The 21622-nt window shown below is 36.6% G+C and carries 19 protein-coding genes and 1 pseudogene; 14 read left to right on the top strand and 6 right to left on the bottom strand.

Going from position 1 to position 21622, the window contains the following annotated elements:
• Window positions 1-258: 258 nt before the first annotated feature.
• Window positions 259-1134: a fructokinase ScrK gene (gene scrK, locus AC1PU0_RS10375; RefSeq protein WP_206849582.1), complete on the top strand. Its 876-nt coding sequence runs from the start codon at window positions 259-261 to the stop codon at window positions 1132-1134.
• A gap of 70 nt (window positions 1135-1204) precedes the next feature.
• On the opposite strand, the gene AC1PU0_RS10370 is transcribed toward scrK, so the two are convergent.
• Window positions 1205-1648 carry a VOC family protein gene (locus AC1PU0_RS10370; protein ID WP_069654371.1) on the bottom strand — a complete coding sequence of 148 codons (444 nt, stop codon included), beginning with the start codon at window positions 1646-1648 and terminating at the stop codon, window positions 1205-1207.
• Window positions 1649-1733: 85 nt separating this feature from the next.
• On the opposite strand from AC1PU0_RS10370, the gene AC1PU0_RS10365 reads away from it, so the two are divergent.
• The 3 genes from AC1PU0_RS10365 to AC1PU0_RS10355 all read left to right on the top strand — a co-directional run bounded on the left by AC1PU0_RS10365 (window position 1734) and on the right by AC1PU0_RS10355 (window position 3728).
• The gene (locus AC1PU0_RS10365) at window positions 1734-2675 is read left to right on the top strand and encodes a helix-turn-helix transcriptional regulator (protein WP_206835206.1); all 942 of its coding nucleotides are present in this window, start codon (window positions 1734-1736) and stop codon (window positions 2673-2675) included.
• Window positions 2676-2775: 100 nt separating this feature from the next.
• Window positions 2776-3375, top strand: a complete 600-nt coding sequence (locus AC1PU0_RS10360) for an alpha/beta hydrolase (RefSeq protein ID WP_206849581.1) — start codon at window positions 2776-2778, stop codon at window positions 3373-3375.
• A gap of 98 nt (window positions 3376-3473) precedes the next feature.
• Window positions 3474-3728, top strand: a complete 255-nt coding sequence (locus tag AC1PU0_RS10355) for a CsbD family protein (RefSeq protein ID WP_069654374.1) — start codon at window positions 3474-3476, stop codon at window positions 3726-3728.
• A gap of 110 nt (window positions 3729-3838) precedes the next feature.
• Here the strand turns inward: AC1PU0_RS10355 and AC1PU0_RS10350 are convergent, their stop codons facing one another.
• Window positions 3839-4057 (bottom strand): transposase, encoded by a 219-nt coding sequence (locus AC1PU0_RS10350; RefSeq protein ID WP_242596568.1) that lies wholly within the window; start codon window positions 4055-4057, stop codon window positions 3839-3841.
• 845 nt (window positions 4058-4902) lie between these two features.
• Between AC1PU0_RS10350 and AC1PU0_RS10345 the strand changes: the two genes are divergently transcribed.
• Window positions 4903-7323, top strand: a complete 2421-nt coding sequence (locus AC1PU0_RS10345) for a MucBP domain-containing protein (protein WP_206849580.1) — start codon at window positions 4903-4905, stop codon at window positions 7321-7323.
• Window positions 7324-7400: 77 nt separating this feature from the next.
• On the opposite strand, the pseudogene spxB reads toward AC1PU0_RS10345, so the two are convergent.
• A pseudogene (gene spxB / locus AC1PU0_RS10340) lies at window positions 7401-9123 on the bottom strand (pyruvate oxidase).
• Window positions 9124-9280: 157 nt separating this feature from the next.
• On the opposite strand from spxB, the gene AC1PU0_RS10335 reads away from it, so the two are divergent.
• The gene (locus AC1PU0_RS10335) at window positions 9281-10099 is read left to right on the top strand and encodes a ZIP family metal transporter (RefSeq protein WP_111247515.1); all 819 of its coding nucleotides are present in this window, start codon (window positions 9281-9283) and stop codon (window positions 10097-10099) included.
• 53 nt (window positions 10100-10152) lie between these two features.
• Here AC1PU0_RS10335 and AC1PU0_RS10330 read toward each other — a convergent pair whose 3' ends face one another.
• Window positions 10153-10611 (bottom strand): S-ribosylhomocysteine lyase, encoded by a 459-nt coding sequence (locus tag AC1PU0_RS10330; protein ID WP_206849579.1) that lies wholly within the window; start codon window positions 10609-10611, stop codon window positions 10153-10155.
• 92 nt (window positions 10612-10703) lie between these two features.
• A complete protein-coding gene (locus AC1PU0_RS10325; RefSeq protein ID WP_206849578.1) occupies window positions 10704-12350 on the bottom strand; it encodes an alpha-keto acid decarboxylase family protein in 1647 nt (548 codons plus the stop codon).
• Between the two features lie 457 nt (window positions 12351-12807).
• Between AC1PU0_RS10325 and AC1PU0_RS10320 the strand changes: the two genes are divergently transcribed.
• The 7 genes from AC1PU0_RS10320 to AC1PU0_RS10290 all read left to right on the top strand — a co-directional run bounded on the left by AC1PU0_RS10320 (window position 12808) and on the right by AC1PU0_RS10290 (window position 19569).
• Window positions 12808-13863: an aspartate-semialdehyde dehydrogenase gene (locus tag AC1PU0_RS10320; protein ID WP_206849577.1), complete on the top strand. Its 1056-nt coding sequence runs from the start codon at window positions 12808-12810 to the stop codon at window positions 13861-13863.
• Window positions 13864-14214: 351 nt separating this feature from the next.
• A complete protein-coding gene (dapA, locus tag AC1PU0_RS10315) occupies window positions 14215-15087 on the top strand; it encodes a 4-hydroxy-tetrahydrodipicolinate synthase (protein ID WP_206849575.1) in 873 nt (290 codons plus the stop codon).
• 31 nt (window positions 15088-15118) lie between these two features.
• Entirely contained in the window at window positions 15119-16807 is a 1689-nt protein-coding gene (locus AC1PU0_RS10310) for an RNase J family beta-CASP ribonuclease (protein ID WP_206849573.1), read from the top strand.
• Window positions 16808-17022: 215 nt separating this feature from the next.
• Window positions 17023-18204, top strand: a complete 1182-nt coding sequence (locus tag AC1PU0_RS10305) for an AI-2E family transporter (protein WP_206849571.1) — start codon at window positions 17023-17025, stop codon at window positions 18202-18204.
• 195 nt (window positions 18205-18399) lie between these two features.
• Window positions 18400-18963, top strand: a complete 564-nt coding sequence (amaP, locus tag AC1PU0_RS10300) for an alkaline shock response membrane anchor protein AmaP (RefSeq protein WP_111247485.1) — start codon at window positions 18400-18402, stop codon at window positions 18961-18963.
• A 12-nt stretch (window positions 18964-18975) separates the two neighbouring features.
• Window positions 18976-19209, top strand: coding sequence for a DUF2273 domain-containing protein (locus AC1PU0_RS10295; protein WP_206849569.1), 234 nt, complete (start codon window positions 18976-18978; stop codon window positions 19207-19209).
• Window positions 19210-19233: 24 nt separating this feature from the next.
• The gene (locus AC1PU0_RS10290) at window positions 19234-19569 is read left to right on the top strand and encodes an Asp23/Gls24 family envelope stress response protein (protein WP_206849605.1); all 336 of its coding nucleotides are present in this window, start codon (window positions 19234-19236) and stop codon (window positions 19567-19569) included.
• A 102-nt stretch (window positions 19570-19671) separates the two neighbouring features.
• Here AC1PU0_RS10290 and AC1PU0_RS10285 read toward each other — a convergent pair whose 3' ends face one another.
• Window positions 19672-20142 carry a methylated-DNA--[protein]-cysteine S-methyltransferase gene (locus AC1PU0_RS10285; RefSeq protein WP_206849567.1) on the bottom strand — a complete coding sequence of 157 codons (471 nt, stop codon included), beginning with the start codon at window positions 20140-20142 and terminating at the stop codon, window positions 19672-19674.
• A gap of 91 nt (window positions 20143-20233) precedes the next feature.
• Here AC1PU0_RS10285 and AC1PU0_RS10280 point away from each other — a divergent pair, with 91 nt between their 5' ends.
• On the top strand, window positions 20234-21613 hold the full coding sequence (locus tag AC1PU0_RS10280) for a bifunctional metallophosphatase/5'-nucleotidase (protein WP_206849565.1): 1380 nt from the start codon (window positions 20234-20236) through the stop codon (window positions 21611-21613).
• Window positions 21614-21622 lie beyond the last annotated feature (9 nt).

The raw sequence follows: 21622 nt of genomic DNA, 5'->3' as shown, positions 1-21622 counted from the left end.
TCAACTAGCAGTAGTAGTTTCTACAGCCCAATTTTGTGACGACTGCCAGGAGGTTCGTGGGAAGAAACTAGTCAACCATTGCGGACTGACATTAGAGACACAAATCAGTCAAGGAGCCATTGAATTTGATGATTTTAGCGGTATTCGTCTATTTCCAGAAACAGTATACAAAAGTCGAACAATCTACAAGATCAACTGATTTTAAATGAATGTAAGTTTAGTTTCAAACTATACGAAATATATGTAGGAGTGACAAAGATGACAGAAAAATTGTTAGGCAGTATCGAAGCAGGCGGCACAAAATTTGTATGTGGTGTTGGGACTGATAATCTTGATATCATTGAGAAAGTCAGTTTTCCCACAACAACACCTGAGGAAACAATGCCATTAGTGATTGAATTTTTCAAAAAGTACAATTTAAAAGCGATTGGAATCGGTTCGTTTGGTCCAATTGATATTCAAAAAGAATCAGCTACGTATGGTCATATCACCTCGACACCCAAAATAGCTTGGCAAAACTACGATTTTGTTGGAGCAATGAAAAAAGAATTTGATCTTCCTATTGCATTTACAACAGATGTAAATGCTGCGGCATATGGAGAATATGTCGCTGGTTGTGGGAAAGATTTATCTAGTTGTGTTTATTATACGATTGGTACGGGTGTCGGAGCGGGTGCTATTCAAGATGGACGCTTTATTGAAGGATTTAGTCACCCTGAAATGGGGCATATGATCGTTCGACGCCATTCGGATGATCAGTTTAAAGGCTGCTGTCCATTTCATGATGATTGTCTAGAAGGAATGGCAGCAGGACCGGCAATTGAAAAAAGAGCTGGAAAAAAGGGGCAGGAATTAAGTGAAGAAGAGCCAATTTGGGATATTGAAGCGTATTATATTGCGCAAGCAGCATATAATACGACATTGATACTTTCGCCGGATGTTATCATTTTTGGTGGTGGAGTAATGAAACAGCGCCACATGCTAGCGAAAGTTCATCAGGAATTTGAAAAGTTGATCAATGGATATGTCAAAACACCTCCGTTAAAAGAGTACATTGTAATCCCAAAACTAGACGATGATCCGGGAACAATTGGTTGCTTAGCTCTGGCTAAAAAAGAAATTGAATTTTCGTAAAAAAAATAAGAGGCTGGGATAAGACGCATAGCGTGATATCCTAGCCTTTTACTTATCCTTTGGAAATTACTCATTTCAAGCGGTTATCATACATCAACTGAATTTGTACACCAAAAGGATCTTGGACGATACCATAAGCACCACTGAAAACATTTTGTTTCAACGGGACAATGATTGTTACTCGGTCATCTGAGGTTAAATTAGAATAAAACATTTGGATTTCTTTTTGATCTGCACTTTGAATGCACAAAGAGAAATTATTGCCAATTCTAAACGATTGACTAGCGTCCATTGCTTCTTCTGCAATCATTAGTTTAGTCTTACCCACTTTCAAAACTGAATGAGAAATACAGTGTTTATTTTCTTCTGTTAGTTGGAAATTAAGTTCTCTTTTTGCCATGTCTTCATATGTCACGACGAGTAATTCTTCAGCACCTAAATTCTGTTTATAAAAAGCTATTGCTTCCCCAGCACGTCCATTCATGGACAAAAATACGGCAATTTCTAAAGTCATTTGAATTCCTCATTTCTTTTATTTTCTTTCTGCCTTTAGTATACTGTTTAAAGGTATCAAAACATGCTACCTTTTAGGAGGGGTTATGAAAAAAGCAGAACGCATCAATGATATGATCCTTTTTTTGGCAGATAGAAATAGCTTTAATTTAAAAGAGTTGATCGAGCGCTATCAAATTTCAAAAAGTACTGCCTTGCGCGATATACAGTCTCTTGAAGAAATAGGGTTACCGATTTATTCAGAACTCGGCAGATATGGTAAATATCAATTATTGGATACACGAATTGTAGCCCCTGGTTTGTTTACAGAAGGTGAAATATATGCGCTCTATTTTGCGTTATTGACGCTGAAAGGGTATCGTTCTACTCCCTTTACTATCGAAAGTAGCACACTTGAATTAAAATATAGCCAAGTTTTGCCAGAGAAATTGCGCCAAGAACTTCAATTAATGCGTGAAATCGTCTCGCTTGAGCAAGTAAATCATAGCAATACGAGTCAATATTTGAAAGAAATCGTCCAAGGTATCCTTCATGAAAAAGTTTTTAACGTTCGATATGATAAAAAACAAGAAAGTGTGATGATCAAAGCTCAGTTTGTGAAGCTTTCTTCTAAATTGGGGCAATGGTATGCTAGAATTTGGAATGTTGAAACGCAACAAATACGTGTCATTCGTTGCGACAAAATCACGTTACTTGAAGAAGAAGAATCTCAGGTTTCTTTATCGCTTGAAGACTTACTGGAGAAAGATGAGACTTTCTATCAAAATGAACAACTGATACCATTTTCAATCAAAGTGGATGAAAAAGGAAAAGATATTTTTTCTAAAGAAAACTACCCGTCAATGTCAATCCAAGTAACTGAAGGTGGCTATCTGATCAGTGGTTCTTATCATGCGGCGGAAGAAGAATTTATTACGAGTTTTATACTAAGGTTTGGAAAATCAATTTTACAAATTGAACCGGATCATTTAAAAGATAGTCTAGTGAAAAAAGCATCCTCTCTGGTCCAATACTTGAATCATTTATAGTTTTTGTAAAGTGACAAAAGATATAAAGGATGTTAAAATGTAATTCACTTACAAAAAGTAAGTTTTGGACTTGAATAAAATAAAAGAAGGAGGAGGAAACATGCACTATCTATTTGAAAAAGGTCAACTACACGGGAAAAAACTACTGTTACTTCACGGCACTGGAGGAGACGAAACATCCATGCTAGAGATTGCTCGTTTCTTGGATGAGGAGGCTACTTTACTTTCTTTTCGTGGGACAGTTCAAGAAGACGGTATGAATCGTTTTTTCAAGCGGAATGGATTGAATCAATTTGATTTAGTCAGCCTAGAAGAAGAAACTGATCATTTGATTCAATCAATCAGATCTGTTAGTGAAGATAAGGGCATATCATTAGACGAATGGATTTTTGTTGGCTATTCAAATGGTGCCAATATTGCAGCTCATATTTTGCTGGAACGTGAACTTGCTGTTAAGAGTGCGATACTGTTTCATCCCATGTCTTTAGGTGTAGATACGCAAAAATTCTCACTTTCTAATAAAGCATTTTGGTTATCTGTAAGTGAAAATGATCCTATCGTTTCAAAAGAGGCATCCAATCAGTTGATTCACCAGTTACAAATTCGGGAAGCCAAAGTTACTATTGCAGCTACTCATTCCGGTCATCAAATAACCATGGATGAAATCAATCAGGCAAAACAATGGTTGAGTAAACACTAAATTTTTCTTTTTAAAAAAACAAAGCGAATCGTTTGAAGCAAGCGTAAAATGATGCTATGCTAGTTATGTAATATAATTTAACTAGGAGGGATTTTCACATGGCAGATTTAAATGGACGCGTAAATGATGCAAAAGACAAAGTTGAAGGATCAGCTAAAGAAGTTCAAGGCAAAGTGACAGATGATAAAGGGAAAGAACTTGAAGGTAAAGCGCAATCAGCTTTTGGCGATGTTAAAGACAAAGCTCGTGATGCCGGTGACGATATCAAAGATGGCGCAGAAAAATTAGGTGACAAAATCAAAGATGGTTTTGAAGATATCAAAGAAAAATTCCACAAACATGATGATAAGTAATAAGATGAATTAGCAATTAAATAGAAATAGTTTTTTATCAAGAATAAAGGCTCTTTGTCCACTATCGTTGGTGGAGAAAACCGAAAGAATTAAATCAATTGTTATGAGTCCTAGAGGAGAAGACCTCTAGGATTTTTTTGTTGAAAAAGAACTGAGCCGAAACATAAAGCAATTCTTAATTTAACGTCATAGAGATTACAAAACCCATCAGCATTTCTCTTTAATACTTTGATGAGGCTGTTCAAACATTCAAATGGTGCAATAGAACAAGGCAGTTTTAGGGGACGTTTGATTTTATTTTGAACGTTCCGAAAGGTCGAAAATACCATGTGGTAATAGGTAAGAAGCATAAAATAATCTTGTTCTAATAGCGAGTGAAATCTAGTAGGAAAAAACCTGATAACAGGTGTAGTAAGCTTTTAGTTCTTCATCGTACGCAAATAATCGACCCACGAGTTTTGTTTTTGTTAAATAAGTAGAGAAGGAATGATGGCATTGGCTTTTTTTTAAATAGAGGATCGATTTTTTTTTTTGATTCATACAACTGTTTCAATACGCGATAAACAGAAGAAACGATGTTTCTTTAAGCGTAAATAGGTTTTATAATCAGAAAAATCATTCAGTAAAATGAGGCAGGTTGTGAAGCCCCACCGAATAATGGTGGATGAACCGTTTACTAATGATGGCAAGAGTGAGCAGAATAATCGAGTGAATGAGAAAAAAGTAACCTATTCTATTTTTAATCCGTTCTTTTTTGAAACAGTTTTCATTAAAAAAGATATCGTTGACTTCTCACTAATATCAAAAAGTATAGTCCTGGAATAAAAAGCTACTTTTATCTAAGCTATTAATATTTATTTTAAATTAATGAGATGAAACTCAACTGAGTTTGGTCTCATTAATTTTTTTCATATAATATTGAGAATATTTTTATAGAAAGTTATCAGCCAATATTAGCCACTTATCAAAGAAGGAAAATCTACTGAAAAAGTGATCTGTAGTTGGTATATAAAGGTTATTATTTAAATTAAAAGGTATAAATAATTTTTACTTAAAGGTAGTTTTCTCTTTTTTTTAGATATTTCATTAAAAAAAAGAGAAAAGGAACTCTGTAAATACGATATAATTAATATTGAAAAACCATAATAATAATTTCAAGAAAGGAAGGATAAATATGAAAAAGTGGACACACACACTATTAGTCTCAACGATAGTTTTAGGGGCGCTACCATATAGCGCTATAAACTCATCCATTCAAGCGAATGCTGAGGATATAGCAGAGCAAGCAACTGCCGAAAAAGAAGAAGCTGTAACTGAACCGTCAGAATCAGTAACTGAAAATATAATTGAACCAGAAACGATTGTACCGATTGAGACTTATGACCTTGAAGTTACTAAAGAAATATCGGATGAATCTGTTTTAAAAAGTGACATACAAGAAAGTGATCTACAGGAAGTGGAAAATGTTCAGCAACAGGAGCCGTTGAAAATCTCTCCTAGAAAAACAGAGGATTTTAAAGTTAATGTTGACGGTGTTGAACTACCGATTGAAAAAAATTATTTCTATACAAATATCTCAAGCTTAGTATTTGAAAGAGCATTAGCTGATGAGTTTTCCCATGACTACCAATATTCATTAACTTATAATGATGTTCCAATACATGGTTATATAAGTGGCCGTTCCGTGAATTTCGCTGACTATACTGAAGAGGGAATTTATAAAGTTTCTATGAGAGGTCTAACAAGTGGGGAAGACATAGATACAGGTTTCTTTTACAATAATATTCAAAGAACAGCTTCATCTGTAAACATTGACGGAGTAATCAATTCCCTAGGGACAGTTGTAGAGAATCCATCCTCTATTACAGTTGGAAGAGATGCAAAAGATACCTATGGCGATATTGAAGAATACAGTTGGGTGATTTCTGGTACGGATAAAGATGGCAATCCTATTGAGATCAAAGGCAAGGATAGACAACCGACTCAAGAAGAAATTAATAGTTTACCTACTGGGGACTATATTATTACTAATACAGTAACTGAAAAGCTACCAGACGGCTATGTTTCAAAAAAACCTATCTCAGATACCACTCAAGGGGCATTCAAAATAACAGCTGGAAAAGTTATTGTTGAGCACATCTTATCAGATAAAGATGGAAATGAAATCAAAATCCATAGTACAGATAACACCACTTATAACGGCAAAATCGGAACGGATTATACAACAAGCCCTATCAACATTCCGGGATATGAGCTTGTGCAAGAAAAAATACCGAATAATGAAAATGGAAAATATACTGCTGCAGACCAGACAGTTAAATACTATTATAAAAAAATAATTACGGATATCAATGTTGAATATGTAGATACAGATGGTAACCCATTGAAACCGAATGATAAGATTACCAATGAATATGAAGCTCCATATAAAACAACACCGAAAGACATTCCAGGGTATGACCTAGTAGCTACTTCAGGTAATGTAACTGGAATTCATACAGAAAATGATCAAACAGTTAGCTACGTATACAAAAAGAAAGAAACAAAAGTAACAGTCAATTATGTTGATGAAAAAGGAAACCCATTAGCTGACAAAGATTTAATCAATGGATTTTTTGATGATCCATACAATACAGCACCAAAAGAAATTCCAGGCTATACGGTCAAAACTGCGCCAGATAATGCTTCAGGCAAACATACAGTGGATCCAACAGAAGTAATGTATGTCTATACAAAAATCAAAACAGACATCAATGTTGAATATGTTGATGAGAAGGGTAATCCTATTTCATCAAATGAACTAATTCCGGGCGAATATGGTGATGACTACAAAACAACACCTAAGGAAATACCAGGATATGAGCTAGTAACAGTTCCAGTTAATGCTGATGGTACACACACTGATAAAAACCAAACTGTGAAATATGTTTATAAAAAGAAAAAAACAAAAGTAACAGTCAATTATGTCGATGAAAAGGGTCAACCACTAGCCAATGGTGATTTGATCAACGGACTGTTTGATGATTCGTATGATACTAAACCAAGAGCGATTCCAGGTTATATTTTAACCGCTGTTCCAAGCAATGCTTCAGGCAAACAAGCTGTTGATCCGACAGAAGTGACATATGTTTACAAAAAAATCGAAGCACCGACAGTTAATGATTCATTGGAGGGAGCAAAAGAAGTTTCAGGAACAGGTATGCCAAACTCTCAAGTAGTCGTTACATTTCCAACTGGTGCTCAAGTAACTGTGGACGTCGATAAAGATGGTAAATGGACAGCGGCTGTTCCAGAAGGTGTAGAATTGAAAAAAGGCGATAAAGTAACAGCGGTCACTTTAGATCCATCAACGGGTGTTACCTCAGATCCAGGCGCTGGAAAAGTAATACCATTAACAACCAAAGTACCAGAAACAGGTTCTTTAACTAACACGAACAAACCTAATTACTCTGGTAATACGGAAACAACTACGCAAGCTAAACATAAACTCCCAAATACAGGAGAAACTAGTAATGCGGATGTAGTAAGTATTGGTTTGCTAAGTTTAATCATAGCATTTTTTGGAAAATGTCTGCACAAACGTAAAACAGAATAAAGTAGTGTTGTAGTCAAAATAAGCAAAAAGCCCCAACTCCTAAATTTTTTAGCAGTCGGCGCTTTTTGCTTGTTTTATTATTTTAATAACTGATTTAATACAGGCATACCGTGAACCTCATATTTTTCCTTAAAAGCATTGATTTCTGACTCACTAAATTTGTCAGGATCTAATACTAATTCTTCAACAGGTAAAGGACGAGTATTTCTGATTTTCACATCGATCACAACTGGACGGTTACTTTTTCTAGCAGCATCAAAAGCAGGTTCTAATTGACTATATTCTGTAATGGTAAACCCTTTAGCACCAAGTGCTTCGCCAACTTTACCAAAATCTGCTCCTTCTAAATAGACACCAAATTTCTCTTGCTCACTATCTTCTTGTTCCGCTTCTATAAAACCAAACAATTCATTTGAAAATACCACATTGATAATGGGTAGCTTGTATTTTACTTGGGTAATGATATCTTGCATGACCATAGCAAATGCGCCATCGCCACTTAGGGTGAACACTTGCTGATTAGGATAACTGAGTTGTGCCGCGATACCGCCTGGAATGCCATTGCCCATCGTAGCAAACCAACCAGAAGTTGTAAATTTTTGTTTGCCGTTCAAGTCCAAAAGACGAATCGCATGAACCGTTGTATTGCCGACATCTGTTACAAAAATGGCTTCTTCATCCGCAATTCTACGGATTTCTTTAAAAACAGGTTCTACACGAAGTGGTGTATCCGATTTATCGTCGAAACTTCTTAACCATGCAAGCCAATTTTCTTTATTCTTCTGATTGGCTTTTAGTCACCTATCGGCTGGACGAGAATCTCCTAATTCAATCAGTCGTTTTAAAGATTCTTTTGCGTCGCCTAAGATCGCGACATCTGTTTTGTGCCGGCGACCTAATTTAGATGAATCGAGATCAACTTGAATGAATTTTGCATCTGGATTAAAGAAATACGCTGCAAAAGGAAAATCACTACCAACAAACACGATTAAATCTGTTTCAGCTAATGCTTCATTGGCTGGTTTGGTAGCAACACGAGCGGCAAAACCAAGGGAATTTTCATAAGCATCAGGAACGATTCCTTTTCCTAAAACAGCTGAAATAACAGGCATTGAAAAGTGTTCGGAGAAGGCTTTGATTTCAGACCATGCATTGCGAGTACCTTGGCCGATATAAAGAATGGGTTTTTCTGCGGCCTCTATAAAAGGAATGGCTTTTTTCAGATCATCATAATTCGGCATGATCAATCCTTTTCGATGGTTTTTGGCAGTTGATACGTCTTGTTTGGGAATTTCTTTTGTGCCGAAATCCACTGGAATCGTCACAACGGCGATACCGTTGTTCTCATACGCTGCTTTGATTGCTTCATCCACGACATGAGGCAAACTTTCAGGTGTCATAACGGTTCGGTTATAGACACTTACGTCCGCAAATAGTGGATTTTCATTTAATTCTTGAAAGGCATTGTAGTTCATCGAATTGGTAGCGACTTGTCCTAGAAGAGCCAATACGGGGACATGGTCCATTTGCGCGTCATATAGGCCGTTGATCAAATGCGTTGCACCTGGACCTGCTGAGCCAAACGATACCCCAATTTTTCATGTCAATTTAGCGTCTGCAGCAGCTGCTAAAGCACCAACTTCTTCATGACGAACTTGAATATAATTGATTGTCTCTCTCTTTGTATAAGGCATCCATGGTGGAGTTGAAAGAGCCACCAGGAATTCCATAAATATGGTCGATAGCCCAGCTTTCCAATACGTTGATCATCGCAACAGCGGCATTGATTGTTTCTGTCATTTAACTCACTCCGTTTCTATATTTGTCTTCTAGCTCAAGTATACTCTTTCTAATTTTTTGTACCAAATGAAAGCATTTTTAGGTTAGGCGTGGTCATAAAATCATTGGTGTGATAAAGTAAAGCTAACAAAAATTCAAGAAAGTTGGGGTGTTTAGAATAACAAACTGGTTGTTATCGTTAGAGGCTTGGCAACAAGCATTAGTTGGGACGGGTTTTACTTATTTTATGACGGCGCTGGGCGCTGGATTAGTTTTCTTTTTTAAGGAGATTAAAAAGGATGTATTGAATATGATGCTAGGTTTTGCATCAGGTGTGATGATTGCTGCGAGTTTTTGGTCTTTGCTAGATCCAGCAATTAAACAAGCGGAAGAAAATGGCAGTATTGCTTGGCTTGTCGTGAGTTTCGGTTTTGGTCTTGGTGGTTTATTTTTATATGTCGCAGATAAAACATTACCGCATATGCATTTCGGACCAAATCATGAAAAAGAAGGATTACCAAGTCATTTAAAACGGACGATTTTGTTGGTTTTCTCTATTACCTTACATAATATTCCAGAAGGATTAGCAGTAGGAGTGGCATTTGGTGCAGCGAATTTAGCAGAGGATCCGCAAAAAGCCGTCTTAGCAGCCATTTCCGTAGCATTGGGGATTGGGATCCAAAATTTTCCAGAAGGCGCAGCTGTATCAATTCCATTAAGACAAGAAAATTTAAGTCGGAAAAAAGCATTTCTTTACGGACAAGCTTCAGGAATTGTTGAACCAATAGCTGGAATAATTGGCGCTGTATTAGTAACAAAAGTTACATTGTTGCTGCCATATGCTTTAGCTTTTGCTGCAGGTGCGATGATTTATGTAGTTGTGGAGGAATTGATTCCAGAAGCCCAACAGACGGTGACTAGCAAACGGCATTTTGCAGTATTTGGCGTGATGCTAGGTTTTATTATCATGATGATTTTAGATGTCGCTTTAGGCTAGTTGAAAAAGACCAAAGCCCGAACAGGTCAAGCTTTGGTCTTTTCTTATCTGTCTTATAAAACACGTTCAAATGGATCTAAACTAATTCCTTTTGCTAAAACGATTTTCGCATATTCTTGTGCAGAGAATAAGGAATGATCTTTATAATTTCCGCATTCTTTAGCAGAAACTGCAGGAACAAAATCTGTTTCAGCGATAAAGTTCAAAACGTTTACTAAAGCATCACGAATTTCTTTTGGAGAATGTTCATTCCACATGATCATGTAAAAACCAGTACGACACCCCATAGGAGAAATATCGATAATTCCTTCCAAGTGATCACGTAAATTTACAGCTAATAAATGTTCTAATGTATGAACTGCAGCTGTTGGTAATTCATCTTCATTTGGTTGTAAAAAGCGTAAATCATATTTTTCAATCAATGCCTCACCATTTTTTTCAGTACCCGCTAGACGAACATAAGGGGCTTTAACTGTATTATGGTCTAAATCAAAACTCTCAACACGTGCCATAGTATTCACTCCTTCAAATTAAGTAAATGTCGCTTTTAACTATAACAAAATACATTAGAATGTCAATAGATTCTACGTAACAGTAGTTGTTTCTATGAATTTTGTTTTGCAAATGTCTTAGCTAGTTTTTTTAATAATTCAGGCACATCTTCTTGGTTCATCACAACTTCGATCCATTGTAAACGTTCAGTATCTTGTCTAGCAGACTTCATCACGTCTACTAACTCAATTTCTGTCGTAACCTTAAAAGTCGCGACTGTTTGACTAGTCCCACCGAAGACTAGAGGAAGTTTTTGATAATCCCACATAGGAATATTATTATATTGCTCTGTTGCACCATGAATTTCTCGTTCCACAGTATAGCCATTATTATTGATTACAAAAACAATAGGCGTCAATTTTTCTCTGATTGCCGTACCGATCTCCTGAACAGTCAATTGCAAAGAGCCATCGCCGATAAACAAAAGATGACGACTATCTTTATTGGCAATTTGACTCCCTAAGGTAGAGGGGAAAGTATACCCAATCGATCCCCATAACGGTTGTCCGATAAAACGCATATCTTTTTTTAATGGAACATTGGTCAATCCAAAGAAAGATGTTCCTTGTTCTCCAATTAACGTATCTCCTTGCAAAGTAAAACCTTCCACTATTTCCCAGAAACGTTTTTGAGTTAGTTTTACATCTTTTGTTTCTAAAGCGGATAGACGTTTTACTGGAAGTATTTCACCTGTGAATTTAGGAAAAGCTAGAGTGGTTAAGGCAGAGATAAAACGGTCTAGCTGAACAGTTTCATATTTTTCTCCATAAAGTGAGACTTCTGTTGCTCCGATTGAGATTATCTGTTTGTCGGTAAAGCCAAAACTAAAACCTGATGTTGCAGAATCAGTTAATTTTGCGCCCAAAAGCAGAACTAAATCAGCCTTATCAACACGATTTCTCAGCGTTTCTTCAGTTGGTGCGCCTGTATAAGTTCCAATGTAATGAGAATCTGCTTCGTTAAAGGCTCCTTTTCCTAGCGGCAATGTAGTAATTGGCAAATTAAATTTCTGAACGAACTCGTTTAATTGAGGCTCGATATGATAACTTAAAATTTCATGTCCAGCAATAATAACCGGATTTTTCGCTTGTTGTAACGCTTCTTCAAGTTTGTCTAAAAGGATAGTTTCAGAAGCTGTTAATGTTTTTATTGGTTGATTTAAGGGCGTATTTGGTTTGGTTATTTCAAATTCAGCGATATCGATCGGCAAATTAATATAAACAGGCCGTTTTTCATTTTGGGTGATGTTCAATACACGGTCGATTTCTGAGATAGCATTTTCGAAAGTTAAATGAGCAGTCGCCGCAGTTACTTCTTTATGCATTTTTTCAAAACGGAGGAAATCACCATCTCCTAGTGTATGATGTACAAGCTTTTTATTTTTTTGAACCGTGGTCGTCGGTGAACCAATAATTTCAATCACAGGAACGTTCTCTGCATAACTTCCCGCCAAACCATTGACTGCACTTAACTCCCCTACTCCAAATGTGGTCACCAAAGCCGAAATTCCTTTTGTTCGCGCATAGCCATCAGCCATATAAGCAGCATTCAACTCATTGGCATTGCCGATCCATTTAAGATCATCTCTTGCCGTGATATGATCCAAAAATTGCAAATTATAATCTCCAGGAACGCCAAATAGTTCGTCAATACCCAATTCTTTTAAACGATCCAATAAATAATCTGCTACAGTGTACATTTTATCATCCTCCTAATTTAAAAGCGTAGCGGGCTCGTTCAGCTCTGACAGGAAAATAGGAAAAATAGACTGTGATGCTTTTTGTCACATTCTATTTTTATCTTTTTCCCGAAGAGCTAGCCCGCGTAGCTAGATAACACATGGCAAAATAGTTTATTCAATCTTAAAAGGAAAACAGTAAAAACAACCAAGCCATTTTCACCATTCCCAAATAAGGTTCCAACTAAAGTAACTCGCAGAGCAAGTATAAGACTGTAAAATAAATTAGGCTACTATCATGCTCGAATCATAAGAATGTCATTAAAAATAGAGTTGGAAAGTTAGAATATCAAATTTTCTTTTTCATTTTTGACAAAATTAAATCAAAATCATTTTACTTCCTATGTAGTAAAAGACAATATTATGGTAAAATAGGAAAAGCAACTTTCTTCAGGAATTTGAGAGGAGATCAATAAGTATGAAAAAAGAATATAATGTTGCCGTGGTAGGCGCAACTGGTGCTGTTGGTACTAAAATGATCGAGATGCTAGAAGCAACATCTTTGCCAATGAATCAAGTAAAACTATTAGCTTCAAAACGTTCTGCGGGAAAAGAAGTAACGTTTAAGGGCCAAACCCTTGTAATCGAAGAGTTAGTACCTGAGTCATTTACTGGTGTAGATATTGCATTATTTAGCGCTGGTGGAACTATTTCAAAACAATTCGCACCTGAAGCGGTCAAACGAGGAGCAGTCGTCGTAGATAACACAAGTCATTTCAGAATGGATCCAGAAGTACCGTTAGTAGTCCCAGAAGTCAATGCGGAGGCACTGAAACGTCATAAAGGAATTATTGCTAATCCAAACTGTTCAACGATCCAAATGATGGTAGCTCTTGAGCCAATCAGGCAAGTTTACGGGTTGGATCGTTTGATCGTATCAACTTATCAAGCTGTTAGTGGTGCAGGGATCAAAGCAATGGAAGAACTGAAATCACAGGCATTGGCGTATATCAATGACACGCCAGCTAATAAACTAGAAGCAAATATTTTGCCATCTGGCGGGGATAAAAAACACTATCCAATCGCTTTTAATGCATTACCTCAGATCGATGATTTTGCAGATGCTGATTATACGTATGAAGAATGGAAAATGATCAATGAAACGAAGAAAATCATGGAAGACGACAGTATTAAAGTCGTTGCGACCTGTGTCCGTATTCCTGTATTATCTGGCCATTCGGAATCAATTTATATTGAAGTCAAAGAAGATGGCTCTGACGTTAATAAAATCAAAGAATTAATTGCAAAAGCACCAGGAGCAGTACTACAAGACGATCCGAGTCAGCAAATTTATCCGCAAGCGTTAACGAGTATTGACCGCAAAGAAACCTTTGTTGGGAGAATTCGTCAAGATATCGATATTGATAAGGGGTATCATATGTGGGTGGTTTCGGATAATTTATTAAAAGGCGCTGCTTGGAATTCAGTTCAAATTGCAGAAACATTGCACAAGATGGATTTAGTGAGGGTTTAAATAGAATCTGGACTTTTGCTTTGAAACACAGTAAATGAAGTGAACGGATATTGAAAATTACAGGTGAAGCAAAGCGGAACATTATTACCATGCGTTATCTAGCTCCGCAGGCTAGACTCTAGGAAAAAGATAAAATATGTCTGTGACAAAAAGCGTCACAAATCAATTTTCCTATTTCTCTACGAGTTCTGGCGAGAGCCCGTTACGCTTTTATTTTTATTTACAGCATGTGCTAGTCTCTCGGGAAAAAGGAAAAAACTGAGTGAGGTAAAGAGCACTTCAATTATTTGTTCCTATTTTTTAGTTGAGACTGAACGAGCCAATCCGCTTTTAAATTAGGAGGTAGTAAGTATGAATTTAGAAAATGCAACAATAATTACAGCAATGGTCACACCTTTTGATGAAAACGGTGAAATTGATTTTACTAAGCTTCCTCAGTTAGTTGAACATTTACTTGATCATCATACAGAAGGAATCATTTTAGCTGGAACGACAGGAGAATCACCAACATTAACTCATGATGAAGAAATCGAGTTGTTTAATGAAGTGATCCGGTTAGTTGAAGGACGAGTACCAATCATTTGCGGTGTGGGAACCAATGATACACGTGATTCGGTTGAATTTGTAAAAGAACTTTCTGCTATCAGAGGAATCGATGCAGGCTTGGCAGTCGTGCCATATTATAATAAACCAAACCAAGAAGGCTTGTATCAACATTTCAAAGCAATTGCTGAAGCGAGTGACTTGCCGATTATTTTATATAATGTTCCGGGAAGAACAGTGGCAAGCCTTGATGTAGCAACAACTCTACGTCTAGCTGAATTGGATAATATTATTGCAGTCAAAGAATGTTTTGGGCTAGATGCCTTGACCGAGTTAGTAGAAAAGGCACCAAAAGACTTTTTAGTGTATACTGGAGAAGACTCCTTAGCTTTTTCACTAAAAGCTATAGGCGGACAAGGGGTAATTTCAGTAGCTAGTCATGTATTTGGCACTGAAATGTACGAGATGTTCACTGCGCTAGATAACGGAGAAATTAAAAAAGCTGCAAGCATTCAACGACAGTTATTGCCAAAAATGAATGCATTATTTTCAGTTCCTTCTCCAGCACCAGTCAAAGCAGTACTGAATCAGATAGGCATTTCCGTTGGTGATTTACGTTTACCTCTTGTATCATGTACAACTGAAGAAAAAGCAAAAATTTTAAGCATATTGAATCTTTGATTCGGTATGAGAATATAGAGAGGTGAAATGAGTGAGTACAATAAAAATCGTTCCCTTAGGCGGCGTGCGTGAAAATGGTAAAAACATGTATATCGCTGAAGTGGAAGATGAAATTTTTGTACTGGATTGTGGATTAAAATATCCAGAAAATGAGCTATTAGGAATTGATGTGGTGATTCCCGATTTTACGTATTTGGTAGAAAATATTGACCGTGTTGCAGGGATTTTCTTAACACATGGTCATGCCGATGCAATCGGAGCATTACCGTATCTTTTATCTAAAGTTCATGTACCAGTATTTGGGACTGAATTAACGATCGAGTTAGCTAAATTAAACGTAGGAGATCATGCAGATTCGAAAGATTTTAATGATTTTCACGTAGTCGATGCACATACAGAAATCGATTTTGCGCATGCTACGATCAGCTTTTTCCGTACCACACATACGATTCCGGATTCTATCGGAATCAATTTAAAGACCAAAGAAGGCAATATCGTTTACACAGGAGATTTCAAATTTGACCAAAGTGCTATACCAATGTATCAAACTGATTTTGGTCGTTTAGCTGAAGTCGGTAACGAAGGAGTTCTAGCATTATTGAGCGATTCTTCTAATGCTGAAAATCCTACTCAAGTGGTTTCAGAGTCGCAGATTGCTGATGAAGTTTTTGATACGATCCGCTATTGGGAAGGTCGTATAATTGTAGCTTGCGTGGCAAGTAACTTACAACGCGTACAACAAATTTTAGATGCAGCTCATCGATCTGACCGCAAAATTGTTTTAACAGGTCAAGATTTCCAAAGAATCATCAACACAGCCATTAAACTAGACAAACTAAAATTACCAAGTGAAGATTTGATCGTTAGTGTCAAAGATATGAAAAAATACCAAGCAGATCAATTAGTGATTTTAGAAACTGGAACAATGGGTGAACCGATCAAGTCATTACAGAAAATGGCAAATGGCACACATCGTGTTGTGAAAATCAAAGAAGGCGACTTGGTGTATATCACGACAACGCCGACAACAGCGATGGAGACAGCTGTAGCTAAAACAGAAGATATTGTATACCGCGCTGGTGGTGTAGTGAAACAAATCTCTGATAATATGCGCGTATCTGGTCATGCAAGTCCAAACGACTTACAATTGATGTTGAACTTGATGAAACCAAAACACTTTATTCCGATTCAAGGTGAATATCGTCAGTTAGCAGCACATGCCGATTTAGCACATGAATTAGGAATTCCTTACAAAAATATTTTCATCACTGGGCGAGGCGACATTCTTGAATATAGCAAACAGAAAATGAACGTTGCTGGCAGTACAACTGCTGACAACATCATGATTGATGGGATTGGTGTAGGGGATATCGGGAATATTGTGCTTCGTGACCGTAGAATTCTATCTGAAGATGGTATTTTTGTAGCGGTGGTGACAATCAACCGACGTGAAAAACGTATCGTTTCACCTGCTAAAATCACGTCAAGAGGCTTTGTTTACGTCAAAACTAGTAAAGACTTGATGAAAGAAAGCAGTACTATTGTAACTGAGATTGTTGAAAAACATCTTAAAAGTAATGATTTTGAGTGGAGCAAATTAAAACAAGACATTCGTGAGCAGTTGAGTCGTTATTTGTTTGAACAAACAAAACGTCGTCCAGTGATTCTTCCAGTAATCATGGAAGCAACACAACGTAAAGGACGTAAAGCAGCGAATTAATAAATATGATCACTCAGTCAGTTTGCGAACGGCTGAGTGATTTTGTGTTTAAATAATGAAGTGAGTATATTTTTACAGATAACGATTTTTTCGCTACAATATAGGGGTGCTGTTGACTAGTTCTATGGGCTAGAAGCTATGAAAAAAGGTGAAATCCTATTTTTCATTCGAGCCAAAAAGGGCTCATTTGGCTTTTAAACTAAGGAGGGAAGAAAATGGAAAAGAAACAAGAAACACGCTGGATCAAATTTCTTGGTGGAAAAAATTTGATATTTACATTAGTAGCATTGCTGTTGCTAGGAGCAGTTATTTTTATTTTTCATCAGGTTGGGTTTATTTTTGGTCCGATTGGGGTTGTGTTCAAAACGGTTATTGGACCAACGATTTTAGCATTGATTTTGTATTATTTATTTAATCCAGTTGTCAATTGGCTAGAAAAACACAAAGTTAAACGGGTCTACGGCGTTTCAGCTATTTTTATTATTTTGGTTACATTGATCATTATTGGTATTATTCTAGTCGTTCCGATTATACAAAAGCAAGTAGATGGCTTAATCCAAAGTTTTCCGCAGTATATGGATGATTTGAACAAAATGGTCACTGATTTCTTCCACAATTCTGTGTTAGAGAAACCTTTAGCAAATGCATTAAATGGAATTCAAAGATGGTTCGGTAATGTCTCTGATGGAATCGGTAGTTACTTTAGCAAAGCTGTAGAAGGTGCTTCGACGGTATTTTCTACCTTGACTGGGTTTGCGTTGGTTATGGTGACGGCTCCGATCATTACTTTTTTCCTATTAAAAGATGATCAGAAGTTCTTCTCTTTCGTTTTGAAAATTATACCCCCGCGTTTTAGAAGTGATGCGAAAGAAATTGGGGCAACAATGAGTAGTCAGGTCGGTGCGTATTTAAAAGGACAAATTTTAGTATCAATTGCAATCGGCATTTTGACATTTATCGGTTTTTGGCTGATCAAAGTTCCTTATTCAGGCACTTTATCGATCATTGTGGGAATCACAGCGGTGATCCCATATATTGGTCCCGTGATTGCTTTTATTCCAGCTGCGATTGTCGCTTTGATGGTGTCATTTGGAATGTTTATTAAGATGAGTTTCGTTTGGATGCTTGTTCAAATGTTGAATGGCCACCTGATTGCACCTCAAGTGATGGGCAAACGACTTGTTGTTCATCCGTTAACGATTGTGATTGTATTATTAGTAATGGGTGATTTATTAGGGATGTTTGGATTGATTTTTGGGATTCCAATTTATGCGATTGCCAAAGTTTTAGTTACCTATATTTTCCGCAAATTTAAACAACGCTATAATCAATTTTATGGAGACAGCGGTGAGTATGAAGATACTGAATTTTCAAAAGAAGAGTATTTGGACGAATAAATAGAAAACGATCGGCTACATTTCTTCCAGCAGATTTTTGCAGGTATGAAACGGTTTGGTCGTTTTTTTTAAAAGTTTTCACAAGGATAAGTAGCTTATAGAGAAAAAAACAAATTCATATCTTTTGTAATACTTTTTTTTAGGCGTTACAATTTACCTAACAGCAAAACAATTTGACTATAAGGAGGGAAGTAAATGAAACGATTGCTGAAAATTGTTTTTGCATTAATTATACTCCTATTGTTTTTTGGAACATTGGGTTTACTTAGTCAGCTGATCGATATTCCTTGGTTGTCTTACCAAGTAGACTGGCTTCTGTACATTTATCCAGGGTTATTCATATTCTTTGAATGGATGTTACTTATTTTGGGAGGTCTGATGTTACTCACTTTGATTGTTGTACTTTTGGTTTCCGGAGGAAGAAAGCGTCTGATTGTGAAAGAGGGGAAGAACCAGATTGAGATTCCCAAAAGCACTGTTGAACAGCTTGTTAAGGAAGCGTACAGTACGATTATTCATCCAGATAAAACAAAATTGACCGTTAAAATCAAAGGTAAAGAGAAAGTAGCGGTTAAGTTAAAAGTCGATGTCCGAAGTAAGGAACGTTTTCAAGCGTTAGGAGAAGAAATCAAAGAAACAATACAAAGTACCTTGAACTCGGCACTAGAATCAATTGATAGCCACGTCACAGTTCAATTAAGAGAAAAAGAATCAACAGAGCCTACTGCTTTTGGTAAAAAACAATCGCGGGTAGTATAGAAAGGAGACGCCATGGATCAAAAGAAAAAAGAACGCTGGATCAATCAGCTTAGCCCTTATCGTTTTAGGATTATTTGGACGACTTTGTTTTTCCTATTAGCGCTCCTTTTATTACTGATTGGTTTTTGGAAAACAGTTGTCTTGCTAATTTTTGCGGCAGTCGGATATGTCATTGGGAAAATGCGCGACGAAAATTTGGATATTTATTCCTTGATAGAATCAATTCGATCTATGATAGGAATTTAAAATTATAATAAGAAGTTAGCGCTAATAGCAAAAACAGTAGAAAGCATCATCTGTGGATTAAAAGCGAAATCATCATTTGGAGTTGTCGTGAAAAAAATCATAAGCGTGGCGATTTCGGGCATTGGTATCGAAGTTGGCACAAAGCAAGCGGCAGTTGATGTGTCTGTAATTTGGAACTATAATGTCAATAATTCTATCGTTTTTGACCAAATTGTAGAAAAAGTAAGAGAAGCAATTGCTCATATGATAGGCTTATACTTGGTTAAATTTAACATGAACGCGAATGATGTAATGACCAAAGAACAATATTTAGAAAAATATCGTGGTAAAGATAGCGATGATAACAAAGGCAATATTTAATCGTTAGGAAGTTTATTTTTTATTCTATTAACACAACAAAAAATAATGGAAAGCAGAACATAGAATGTTTTGTTGTCCATTATTTTTTTGTTCTTATTGTGGCTAATCAAATTTATCGAGGGAAAAATTTTCCATATGCAGTAGGAATTTCTTAATGTTAAGCCCCTCTTGTTCAGAGCTACCTAAATAACCAGTTAATGCCCCATTTTTACCAATTACCCGATGACAAGGCACAATGATTGGGAGTGGATTTTTACTATTCGCCTGACCAATTGCTCGTACTGCTTTTGGGGATTCAATTGCTTGAGCAATCTCTTGATAACTTCGGGTTTCGCCAAAGGGTATTAGAGAAAGAGCGTGCCAAACTCTTCGTTGAAATACAGTTCCACTGTGAACAGACAAAGGAACGGAAAAACGTTTACGCTTACCAGCAAAATATTCTGTGAGTTCTTTGGCAGCGAGTTCTGTATAATGATTGGTTTTATGATTTGGAATCTCAAAAAAAGAAACAGTACTTAGACCTTCATCATCCGCGTCCAACCAAATCGTGCCGAAAGGGACATTAATTTTCATAGTTATCTCCTTTAATTGTGTAGTTCCTTTATTATACTCTAAGCTGAAGTATGGTACTATAATTTTATAGATTGAAATTGGGGGCGATACAATGGAAGAAATCGTCATCTTTCACACAAATGATTTGCATTCACATGTAGAAAATTGGCCCAAAATCAGAAGGTACTTGCTAGGTCAAAAAGAATGCTACACCAAACAGGGTAAAACCGTTTTAACAGTTGATTTAGGTGACTTTATAGATCGCTGGCATCCATTAACAGAAGCTACCGATGGTCAAGCGAATATCGAACGAATGAACGAAATAAGCTATGATGCGGCAACGATTGGAAATAATGAAGGAGTTGGGAATTCCAAAGAAGAGTTGAATCATTTATACGATCATCGAAATTTTGATGTCTTGTTAGGAAATTTAGTTGATTTAGAAACAGGACAAGCACCTGAATGGGCGATGCCATATAAGATTATCGAAACAAAAGAACAGACGAAAATTGGTTTGATTGCTTTGACGGCCCCATTTCCATTGACTTATCGTCCAAACGGTTGGGATATTTTGTCAATTAAAGAGATATTGCCGCAATTGATTAGGGTGGTTCGGCCACAATGTGATATTTTAATCTTAATGAGTCATTTAGGGATCGATGAAGATAGTAAAATCGCGAATGAATATCATGAAATTAATGTATTGCTAGGTTCTCACACCCATCATTTATTCAAGAATGGTGAAAAAATCAATGGGATACAACTTTCTGCTGCTGGTAAATTTGGCTATTATATTGGTGAAGTTCACTTAACGGTCGCCAACGGTACTATCCTCAATAGTGAAGCTAAAGCTGTATCCACTGCTGAGCTTCCTACATTATCCGAAGACCAAAGAGAGATTGAGAATTATCTTGCATTGGGGCATCAGTTATTAAAAGCCAAAAAAATCGCAAACATACCCCATCCTTTATTCGTGGATCTAAATGCAGAACATCCTTTGATCATAACCACTTTAAAAGCGTTGAAAGAAAAAGGGCGCACTGACGCGGCAATACTAAACAATGGCTTGTTTTTGACAGATATACCAAAAGGCATCGTTGATGCAGATCAATTGCATGAAACGTTACCTCATCCAATACATTTGATTCGCGTAACATTATCTGGTGCTGAATTGATTCGGTTAGTCAAAGAAATGGAAAAAAACCGTCAGTACTTGCGTAAATTTCCAATTAGAGGGATGGGGTTTCGCGGTAAAGTTTTCGGTGAGCTATATTATGATGGAATTGCATATGATAAGCAGAAAAAACAAGTTTTATGGCAGAATGCGCCTGTCGATTTAGAGTGTACCTATACGTTTACCACAATTGATCATTTTATGTTTATTCCTTTTTTTCCAACCATTGAGCTTGCAGGAGAAGTGGAATTTATCTTTCTAGAATTTATCCGAACCGTTTTAGGTAACTACTTGAACAAGCACTACCCAATCCTATAAAAACAAGGT

It is taken from the genome of Enterococcus sp. XAF26B05_ASV22, assembly GCF_056727285.1.
This window is presented reverse-complemented; position numbering and strand designations above follow the sequence as displayed.